4 protein-coding genes and 1 pseudogene are annotated in these 3,343 nt (G+C 54.9%); 3 read left to right on the top strand and 2 right to left on the bottom strand.

Features of this window, described 5'->3' with window-relative positions; all coding sequences use genetic code 11:
• The first annotated feature begins 343 nt into the window (after window positions 1-343).
• Window positions 344-841: a VOC family protein gene (locus ABEB25_RS24375; RefSeq protein ID WP_345739068.1), complete on the top strand. Its 498-nt coding sequence runs from the start codon at window positions 344-346 to the stop codon at window positions 839-841.
• Window positions 842-914: 73 nt separating this feature from the next.
• Window positions 915-1,781, top strand: a complete 867-nt coding sequence (locus ABEB25_RS24370; protein WP_345739067.1) for a pirin family protein — start codon at window positions 915-917, stop codon at window positions 1,779-1,781.
• A gap of 1 nt (window position 1,782) precedes the next feature.
• On the opposite strand, the gene ABEB25_RS24365 is transcribed toward ABEB25_RS24370, so the two are convergent.
• Together ABEB25_RS24365 and ABEB25_RS24360 are read right to left on the bottom strand one after the other, a co-directional pair.
• Complete coding sequence (locus ABEB25_RS24365; protein ID WP_345739066.1) at window positions 1,783-2,079, bottom strand: hypothetical protein; 297 nt, start codon at window positions 2,077-2,079, stop codon at window positions 1,783-1,785.
• A 37-nt stretch (window positions 2,080-2,116) separates the two neighbouring features.
• Window positions 2,117-2,635 carry an exonuclease gene (locus ABEB25_RS24360; protein WP_345739065.1) on the bottom strand — a complete coding sequence of 173 codons (519 nt, stop codon included), beginning with the start codon at window positions 2,633-2,635 and terminating at the stop codon, window positions 2,117-2,119.
• A 178-nt stretch (window positions 2,636-2,813) separates the two neighbouring features.
• On the opposite strand from ABEB25_RS24360, the pseudogene ABEB25_RS24355 reads away from it, so the two are divergent.
• A pseudogene (locus ABEB25_RS24355) lies at window positions 2,814-3,343 on the top strand (hypothetical protein); the annotation flags it as partial.

The following is a 3,343-nucleotide window of genomic DNA, read 5'->3' as shown; positions in this document are numbered from 1 at the left end:
GGCCTCACGGAGCTTCTTGATGATTTCTTCCGGGGTATGTCTCTTGCGTTTCATGATCTCTGTGGGTGTGCTTACGCACACTTCAGACTCTCATAACTCCTGGGTCAACTTTTGGGGTGCAGTCCAAAGCTGATGGATCTCGCCAGGATAGCTTTTGAGTTTCTTGGGTGCTCTCTCGGCAAAGGCCCGTTCTCTGGAAGGCTTCTCCCACATGGATCTTGTTTTTTGTCAGACGCCATCATCTGCTGCTTCCAAGTAATGGCCTATGCGACCCATTACCGACGGCATGCTGAGACCAAGATTTCCGCATTATCTTTCCGGGTGTCTAGTGGCTCATTCAATCATGGAAACGATTGCTCAAGCTCCCCTCCCTCCGACCGTCCGCATCGGCCATGTCCATCTCAAGGTGGCCGACCTGGAGCGATCACTCCAGTTTTACATCGGGGTTCTGGGATTTACCCTCATGCAAAGATATGGCAAGGAGGCTGCCTTCATTTCCGCAGGGGGGTATCATCACCACATTGGCCTGAATACCTGGGAGAGTCGTGGGGGCAGCCCGCCGGCACCTGGCACCACGGGCCTATATCACACGGCCATTCTGTATCCCACTCGCAAAGCTTTGGCGGATGCGCTGCGGCGGTTGCAACAAGAGGACATTCCTCTCGATGGGGCTGCGGATCACGGGGTGAGCGAGGCCCTTTATCTGCGAGATCCCGACCAGAACGGCGTGGAGCTATACTGGGACCGACAGGAGACCGAGTGGCCCAGAAACCAGGACGGCAGTCTGGCCATGTTTACCAAAGCTCTGAATCTCAATGAACTGCTGGGGGCCAAAGATTGACCGTCGTCTTCGACACCCAATAGAAACCGGCAGCGGACCAATCCGCCCCTGCTAGCACCAACGAACCCTTATCATGAAACTTATTCACCGCATTCAACACAGCTCCGCCATGCACTGGGTGGGCAATGGCTTTCCTGTGCGCTCGGTTTTTGATTACAACGGTCTTGGCCAGGAACTGAGCCCGTTTCTGCTGCTGGACTATGCCGCACCCCATGAGTTTAAGCCGGGCAAAGAAAAGCGCGGAGTGGGTGCCCATCCTCACAAAGGTTTTGAAACGGTCACGATTGCCTATCAAGGAGAGTTGGAGCACCGCGATTCCAGTGGTGGAGGGGGCAAGATCGGGCCCGGAGATGTGCAATGGATGACCGCGGGGAAGGGGATCATCCATGAAGAATTTCATTCGGAGGAGTTCACCCACCGTGGCGGCAAGCTGCAGATGGTTCAGCTCTGGGTAAATCTGCGTTCTAAGGACAAAAATGCACCCGCCCGCTACCAAACTTTGCTTCAAAAAGACATTCCCGAGGTAAATCTTCCCGAAGGTGCTGGTACTGTGAGAGTGATTGCCGGACAGCACGCTGGAACGGCGGGTCCTGCATTGACATTTTCTCCCATCAATCTCCGGGACGTGCGGCTGACTGCTGGGAAGACGGTGAATTTTCCGGTCACAAAGGGGCATACGGCGGCCCTGCTACTGCTGGCAGGAGAACTGGTGATCAATGATGAAGGCCAGGCCAATGAAGGGGATTTGGTCGTCTTTAAGCAGGAGGGAGACAGCATCACGCTGCATGCACGCACAGCAGTTCATCTTCTCTTCATGGATGGCGAACCCCTGAATGAGCCCGTCGTCGGCTACGGCCCTTTTGTGATGAACAGCACTGAGGAGATCCAGAAGGCCTTTGAAGAATATCAGATGGGCGAAATGGGAGCGTTGCCAGATTGAGTTAAGGTGAAGATCGGGACTTGGTTGCTTTACCAAATTTTTCCCGGTTGGCACTCCACCAGACTACGCTCGGAAGCCAGATGACAAGGCCGCCTGCCAAATAAACGCAGGCCCAGGCGACTTGTGCACCGCTCCTGGCTTCGCGCAGCCCGGTGAAGAACCATTCACCCCACTTGGCGGCCAATAGATAAAAAATCACCCTGCCGAGATGCCACATCCAGGTGGGTCGACGCATCAGGCCATAGCTTAAAATGGCAAAAGCCAGAGCCAGACTGATGAAGTAGGGAGCCGATTCCATGTCCTTATTTTTTGTTAGGTTTGGATTTTTAAGGCGATTAAAGCCGGATTTTGAGCCCCATTTCCTGCTTCATGGTCAGCAGGGCTTCGGCGTTTCCTTTCGCATCATCCACCGGGTGGTGGGTGTGGCGTGTCTGGCGGAGGTGTTTGAAAGTTTGGAAGGTGTCTTTGACCAAGCCTTTGTACAGGCTCCCCAGATTGGTCGAGGAGAAACCAAAAGGGTTGCTGCCAGTGAAATGGTGGAAATACCAGTTCACGAACTGCCAGTCGAAGCCGTTGTTGTCTGAAATGAACAGGGGGCGGTCTGTACCCAGATGATGAATCCAGTCTGCAAAGGCATTCATGACGCCGGTGGCTTGCGGGAAGGCCAAAGTCTGTTCCCTGGTGAAGCCGCTCACAGCGAGGGCATCGGGTAGGTAGCGGTCTGAAATGGGGCGTAACTGACCGTAAAAACTGCGTTCCAACCCGGGTTCCACAACGACAGCGCCAAAACAAATCATGGAGTAATCCCCTGGAATGGGGCCGTCCGATTCAATGTCCACCATGATGTAGCTCATAATTTTGGACAGATTACTGGCGGATCAGGCCCTCGCAAGGTGAGTGGCGCAAGCGTGAGGAAGTTCACTTTTTGAGTAAAATTAAAAGTTGGCACGATGGGTGCTTACTTGATTTTTGCGGGGTAACTGAATCAACCAATCTGGTCACTATCTCACATCCATCCACAACCATTCATCCATGATCGCAGTCATCCATCGTTGGCGCACGCTTGCGTGCGGTCTAGTCGCTACATCCTTCCTGTCTCTCGGTGCGCTCAGTGCCCAGGAGACTGCACCTGCGCCCGCCCCGGCTCCCGCCGCTGAAGCACCCGCAGCCCCCGCCGGACCTACCGTTGAACAGCGTATATTTGACTTGGAGAAGTACGTGCAGAACGTGCAGCCAGGCAAAGACGGTGACACCACTTGGACTTCCAACATCGCCGGCCCTGGCCCAGGCCACAATGCCTGGCAGATGACCAGCACCGCCCTCGTGATCTTCATGACCCTCCCTGGTCTGGCTCTCTTCTACGGCGGTCTCGTCCGCAAGAAGAACGTCCTCTCCGTCATCGCCCAGTGCATGGGTATTGCTGGTCTGGTCACCATCCTCTGGTGGGCCTGCGGTTACAGCCTCTCTTTCGGCGCAGGTGAAGGCAAAACAATGCCCTTCATCGGTGACATGACCTACAAGTTCCTGGAAGGTGTGTCCCCATACGCCTCCGGCGCTGGCTA

It is taken from the genome of Prosthecobacter algae (assembly GCF_039542385.1).
Classification (GTDB): domain Bacteria; phylum Verrucomicrobiota; class Verrucomicrobiia; order Verrucomicrobiales; family Verrucomicrobiaceae; genus Prosthecobacter; species Prosthecobacter algae.
Note: the sequence above shows the minus strand (reverse complement) of the source record. Positions and strands in the feature narration are given on the sequence as shown.